Annotated in this window: 5 protein-coding genes; 2 read left to right on the forward strand and 3 right to left on the reverse strand. The window is 54.5% G+C overall.

Going from position 1 to position 6,726, the window contains the following annotated elements; genetic code table 11:
* Positions 1 to 414: 414 nt before the first annotated feature.
* The 3 genes from AWB78_RS40770 to AWB78_RS40780 form a co-directional block, all read right to left on the reverse strand.
* Positions 415 to 1,023 carry an acyl-homoserine-lactone synthase gene (locus AWB78_RS40770; RefSeq protein ID WP_157697830.1) on the reverse strand — a complete coding sequence of 203 codons (609 nt, stop codon included), beginning with the start codon at positions 1,021 to 1,023 and terminating at the stop codon, positions 415 to 417.
* Positions 1,024 to 1,539: 516 nt separating this feature from the next.
* Positions 1,540 to 2,241: a hypothetical protein gene (locus AWB78_RS40775; protein ID WP_062612742.1), complete on the reverse strand. Its 702-nt coding sequence runs from the start codon at positions 2,239 to 2,241 to the stop codon at positions 1,540 to 1,542.
* 606 nt (positions 2,242 to 2,847) lie between these two features.
* A complete protein-coding gene (locus AWB78_RS40780) occupies positions 2,848 to 3,657 on the reverse strand; it encodes a GGDEF domain-containing protein (RefSeq protein WP_082883627.1) in 810 nt (269 codons plus the stop codon).
* A gap of 1,591 nt (positions 3,658 to 5,248) precedes the next feature.
* Between AWB78_RS40780 and AWB78_RS47265 the strand changes: the two genes are divergently transcribed.
* Entirely contained in the window at positions 5,249 to 5,728 is a 480-nt protein-coding gene (locus AWB78_RS47265; RefSeq protein WP_157697831.1) for a hypothetical protein, read from the forward strand.
* An 84-nt stretch (positions 5,729 to 5,812) separates the two neighbouring features.
* Complete coding sequence (locus AWB78_RS40785) at positions 5,813 to 6,232, forward strand: hypothetical protein (protein ID WP_157697832.1); 420 nt, start codon at positions 5,813 to 5,815, stop codon at positions 6,230 to 6,232.
* The last annotated feature ends 494 nt before the right edge of the window (positions 6,233 to 6,726 follow it).

A 6,726-nucleotide genomic window follows, 5' to 3' on the forward strand; every position in this document is an offset into this window, starting at 1 on the left:
TAGAAATTGGGATCGCGGGCACTCACGTGGCACACTGTGGAAGTCTCGGGTCTTGGCAGACATGAGACTCTCCCTTGGGCGTCGTTTGTGCAAGATGCCTGAGGGAGATCCTCTGCGCTACATCGCGCAAGTTGCTTAAAACGCCCCGAATTCCCATCGACTTACGTGCTCACGCTCACAATTAGGACGGCGCATTCTATCAGCTCCACATCGGATCGGCCTGTATGGGCGACGATCCTTCATGTTGCCTGAGAAGCGACGAATCCGCTGCCTAGGTCGGCGACTCTTGCAAGAACAGCAGCGCCCACCCCGCGCAATGCCATAGGGACGCCGCATGACGATCGGGCAAGCGCAGTGCGCATCCGCTGCGACCTGCGGTTGTGCTTGCCCCCGGACACTTACGTTTGAAGGCTTTCATCGCAAGCCGAGCGCCAACTGCGTCTGACTGCCGAGATCCATTTGACAGGCAACGGCTTTTTTGCCGTCCAGCGTTCTTGAGCCTGCGATCCGATGCGTTAAAACGCCAATACGCCGAAGCAGCCTCTCCATGCTTAAGAACATGACACCGACGAGCTGCCGCCCTCCTTGCTTGAGCGTGTACGACACAATGACGCGAAGAATCGCCTTAATCGGCCAATCTGTGGCAGGACCCACGCTCGTCGCACGAATGGCCAGTCGTGACAGCTCCCACACCCCCCTCGCTTGAGGCATCGGCGTACTTCCCAAAAGCTCCTTAAACTGCTCAGCCAGCATAGTGCGATGAATAGTGGAGATTAGCCTTGCACAACCACATAGTTCGCCATCAAGCGAATACGCTAAAACGTACGTGGCATGATGAGTATCATACTGATCCATCTCCAGGCCGGCGCGCGCTTCATTCAGTTGCCAGCTCAGTTGGTTGACGAAGATTTCATGTCGAAATTGGGCCAGCGCCCGCCTTTGACTGGGCGACAATTTATCATAGGGGCGCACAATGATTCGCAATGAGTTTTCCATTTTATAAGTGAGCGTTTTTTCGGCCACACGCCTGAGGCGGCATGCTCGCGCTCACCGGATACACATCCCGCACGCATCGAGCCTCTGCACGTCATTGAGCGCGATCAGAACCAACCTCCCCTTGCTTGAGCACCAACCGGCGTGCGCTTGAGCTGGTGGCGCTTTGCCTCGGATGGCGGCCCACCGTGATTCGATCGAGGCCCTTGCTTTGGCCGCTATGGCGAGCCGCGCCGAGCCCCAAGCTTCAGTATCTCGTGCCGATTAGGGAAGCTTTAAGCACGACCGCTCAACCATGCGCGCAGTGCCGCGGGCCACTGCGCCTTATAAGGCGGATCCTGGTTCGTGGCCCGATACGATGCTCTGGTTTGAGCCGCCTGTCATTGCACTCGCGAGGACGCGTGCGACTGCCGGCGCCATCCGTGGTGTGTCGGCTCGAGGAGCGCGTCCCTATCCGGATTGGCGGAGCATGGGCGCGACGACAACCTGCTACAGCTGCAACCACCTGGCTGTTCTGCGTCCGCGCCGGGATTCAACTCTTGGAGTTCATCTTAGCGGCCTCGCCCCCGTCACGCCGGTCCAGAATGGCACGCGGACCGCATCGATTTCCTTCAGTTTTGCCTCCACCATGCCCGTCAAGATTGCTCCATAACTTGGATCTGTGAATGCCTCCGCGCTCTGTGCAATGCGCTTCAGCGCTTCACACCTGTGCGCCGGGTCGATCGATTCATCGATCTCGCCCAACAGTTCTATTAATTGGTCATACCGCTGCTTATCGCCTTTTTCTTGATTGATTACACCGTGGAACGCCTTAAAATTCACGAGCCACTGACCGTCACCCCTGAAACGCTTAAGCGTGGGTCGTAATAAAGCTAACGCGGTCTTTTTGGACGCTTGGTTTTTGATCTGCCGGATATGTTGGAGGCACACATCAAACCATACCTGCCGCTCGCCTAGCGGCTGAACACCGAAATACGGCGCCCTTTGTTGTACGTCTGCAAGCAAATCCCTGTCGAGCGCATCATCAAACCCAGAGGTCGCTTGCAGGGCTTCCGACAACTTAATATTTTTCGACTTGCGCAGCGTATGAGCGTCCACGGCATTGAGAAATCCGAGCATATAGCCCGTGACATTTTTGCGCATGGACAGCAGAGACTGGCGCTGTGCGCCCCCAGACCCAGAGATGCCGCCTTCGAGCGTTTGCAAGGAGTCCGTCCCGCCTACCTGCTTTAACTTTAACCCGTCCATTAGTTTTCTCCTTTACTGTAAATGCAGGGATTCGGTATCACAGCACGGATTGCCCAATACCGAGCCCCGCCATGCGATCCGATGCGAGTCAGACGAGCTTGTCTGAAGCGCTGCTGCAACGGATTACCCAAATGCGTCACAACGCTTGCCGGCAAGCCACGCGACGATGGCCTGTCCGACTCGCCGACGAGAAGCCGAGGCCGACCTTTGGGCAATCGGCATCTGCATCAAGCGGCGTTGAGATGGCGATACAGATGCAGACCGCGGTGCGGCGCGATCGTCCCCCGCGGCGCCGCCCGGCGAGCGACTCAAGCAGATCGATGGTCAAGCCACCGCACGCCACGGCAAAATCGAGCGTGCACATCGCGCCGACTCAATTCCACTTGCGCGTCGATGAAGGCTTGCAGAGCGCAAATGATCGTGCCTGCTCGCGCCATGCCGGGCCTGTCTTTGTGGCCGCTTGGGCCGATGCGGCTCGCGCGTGGTACGTCCCATGTCCGCCCTGATGCGTGTCCAGGATGGCAACCAGGCGCCTGCCGCTCGCTTCGAACCCGTATGCGCAAGTTCGCCGCGTCAAATGCAGCGGATGGAAGCCGCCTCAGGTCATCACGTCCCCACCGCTGTCGCATTTAATTGCGCCACGCCGTGAAGGACCTTGAACACCACGCGATCGCGGCCTAGCCGTTTGGCCTCATAGAGCAAGACGTCGGCATGTCTCATGAACTTTTCATACTGTGGACGGCGAGTCCACACGGACACCGCGCCCACACTGAAACTAATGGCGATTCCGGAGACCGGAGGCAAGCGCCCGGCTCTTTGTATGCGTCGGGCGATTCGCCAGCAAAAATCCGGACTCGCATTCTGCAAGATCACAGCAAACTCGTCCCCGCCGGTTCTCACCACGACATCCGTTTTTCTCACCAAACCGCCCAGAACTCCCGAGACATCGCGCAGCAACGTATCGCCCGCGTGATGCCCAAGGTTGTCGTTCACCGCCTTAAAATTATCCACGTCGATGGTGATGATGGAAATCCATTTTCGACGCAAAAATGGCATCCGGTGTTTGCCGAGCCGTTGATCCAAGCCACGTCGATTTAATAAGCCGGTCAAAAAATCGCGATTTGACTCATCCTGCTGTCGTTTGTAAGACAGCGCTGCCCCACAAATCAGTGTCAATAATAAAAATAGCTCAAGGTGTGCGAAATTCCACCAATCCGCGTGATCGCGCCCAGCCCACAACTCATAGACATGAATCGCGAACAGCAAAGCCGCTACAACGACAATCTCCTTATTTTTCTGCATAAACTCGGACGTCCAGCCGCGCGAAATCATTTGTCGCGCGCGCCGCATACATCGATTAAGGAAATTTTGCAGCGCAAATTGTATCGATGCCAGACCAACAAACAGACGAAACATAACCTGCTCCTGTTTTAGATTTTATATCGCACCGATGGAAACACTTGCAACCGGGGCTGGAAACCAAGCGAACCCGTATTATGCTTTACATGACTTGGAACTGAGCATGCGCCTATCCACGCGAAATCCCAGCGCCTCTCATCGCACCAGCTGACGCAATCGTGAAGCGTCAACCCGCTTTAGGTTGATGCGCAAAACGATTTACGTCACCGAAGATGCGAACCAAAGCGTAAGGCTTTGCGCGTAGAAATTAATGCGGATTTATGCGAATTGACGATGCGAAGATTTTAATAACAAGTAGATTTTGCAATCTATTTTAAGATTAAATCATAACTTGTCATTTTACAATGCTTGCCGTTGAATGCGCCGCTTGATCGAGACCTCTCTTGTCCGGCACAATGCGATCAAGACGCATTCCCGCTGCCCGATCAGAAAGCGCCGCCTGGTGGATTTGAATGCACGATCCCGGAACGCTCCAAAGATGTTCCGGTCTTGGCGACCTGAGGGCGGGAATGGACGCCGCGGCTTACGGCCGCTCGCCTTGGCCGGCTTTTAGGTTGCCAAATCGTTTTAAACCATGGACGATAGACCATCGCGTGACGCAGTCGGCAGGTTGAAAGCCCTCCATCCGGTCACTCTACAAAGACCGCAAGGCGCTCGAGTCAACGCCCACATCACTCAAGCGTGGACTTATTCGCGACGCCCATATCCACTGCTTTTTAGGCTGATGCATTTGGGGGGAATAACACCGGCAATGCCTCTCATGGCGAATCAGACCGGATCAACCTAAATTCCTGAATCGATTTATCGTCTGACGATATTCGACGAATTGACTCACGGCTCAATTATTCCTCAGCGCTTTGGGCAGATTGTCGGCGCTGAACGCCGCGCGCCCGGGGAAATGCCGCCTCTACAGCCCAACCGGGGTGACCTAATCTAAGAGCACGATGGCCGCGGCACAGCACAAGGCGAGCCCTCCGATAATTAACAACGCGCACTCAAACTTTGCGCCAGCTACCAATCCTTCCTGTTGATCGCGTACTGCCGCCTGGAAACGACGAATCTCTGCGTCGGCCCATCGATTCATCAAGGGCTTAAATAATGACATTTCATTCCTCCGCGCAAGCGCTGTTTGCTCGGCCGTGGTAGCCGTTATCTCGCATTTAGGTTAGCGGACGAATAAATGTCGCAACAGTTTTTTATTGTGAGGATCAGTTAGCAAATAATAGACCAGGCAATGTCCATCGAATGCAAAGTGGGCGCGCTCGCGCCTCCGTGCAATCCGCTGGAATTAGCCAGCGTGGGCAACCGCGTGCCTGCTGCTACCGCGCAACACCCCATGCAAATGACATTTTATGAGCAATGCCGGTTTCACGATGTGCGCCTGCTACCTTCGCAAAAAGAGGGCGTTTGGCTTGTGCCAAGGCTGGCTTCACCTCACGGCTTAGACTCGTCGCGCGCACCACCCAAACGCCTCCATTTTTAAGGCTCACCCGGTACAAACCAGACCACGTCCACGAACCCTCCGTCGAAAACGAGGTCGCCGTCCGCTCCGAGGTCGTCGTCCACTCAAGAGGCAGCAGAGCGAGCGGTGCTCGGCCAGCTCGAAAACATCAGGTGCACTCATCTACAAGAAAAAAGATCGACCAGCGCTCAATTTCAACATAGCTTTCAGACACGCGACCTAATTTCCGATCGACAACTAAGCGCTAAAACGGCCAACGAGCTTGAAGAAGCAGATCAGCAACCCTCAATGAGGCCCTGCGGAATAGCCTTGAGTCGGGAGAAACAGGTTGAATTCAGCGGAACTAATAATCTAGATGTCCCCGATGTCCTGCGTGAATTTAATTCCATACGGCAATCATTTATTGCTGATTACCTTAAGAAAAAGTTGACCGAATCAGGCTATGCAATTCGTGACAATGCTGGCGGCAAAGACAATTGCGCGTTTCATTCCATCGCTCGCCAACTGATGCCAAAGGTATCCGCCGAAAAAGACGTTGCGCGATGTGCAGGTCTCTACGCGAAGAATTCAATCGCATTGAGGGGTTTCAAAACGAGACCGGAATGATTCATCTTGATGGCGAAACTGCGAACGAGATCGCCAAGATTGCGAGCAAGAAATTTGGCAAGGCTATCCAGCTCACAGTTGTGGGTGAAAATCCGGGAAAAATTTAAGGTAGACGAGAGTGTAGCACAGGAAATTAAAAATGGAATAACGGAAATTCATCAGCGCTGGGATAATTTATCGAATATAACAAACCCAGACCCAAACCAACTGGTGGCGACACTTGTTGAGATCGAGCGGCTTGTGGATTCAAATAAGAAGGCTGCCCATGAATTGATGAAAATGGATACCAATCTGAAGGCGGAGGATTTGCTGGCGGTACAAGGCACCTACTTCGCAAATGCCAGCGGGGCCACAGGAACCCAAAAGCTGGTTGTTTTGAACTTTGGCAATCATTACGCGGCATTAACAAAAGAAAATCCATCTGATTTGCCCGAAGATTGGTTAGCCGTTATTTTCGCAAAGTCGACGGAGCTTGAAGCGATGGTGACAAGCCGTCGCGATTAGCAAATACGAGACCGGTCGCGCACGATCCGGATGCACAGCGACGGCGTGTGACCAACGAGATGCTCACACGGCCGGAGCTGACGTTGGAGGCGGTGGATGAGAGACGCGATCGGTGGTGGGATAAAAAGGCATGGCGAGTGGGTCAGACGCGCCGCATAGCGGTGCGCCGTCGAAGACCAATACCGCCCCTGCTTGGCGAGCAACGGCAGGGGCAGACGCATAACCACCCTCGCATGGGAGAGTCCGACCCGCGTGCTGACCAGATCGAAATCATTTGCCGCCGGCGCCACAGTCGCACGCACGTGCGTTCTGCAAATCAGTTGTCTAAGTTCTTCTTCATATCCTTGAAGTCCTTGTATAAATCACCCTTCCTTTTTACAAAGGCCTTAGGAACGAGTGAGAAATAACTTCCCGGCGGTGCTGGGTGGTGGGAAGCGGCACTGTTAAGATGCAATGGATCCGGAGGATAGACGATGCAGGCTGGTTACAGGGCT

The organism is Caballeronia calidae (genome assembly GCF_900044055.2).
GTDB classification, from domain to species: Bacteria; Pseudomonadota; Gammaproteobacteria; order Burkholderiales; family Burkholderiaceae; genus Caballeronia; species Caballeronia calidae.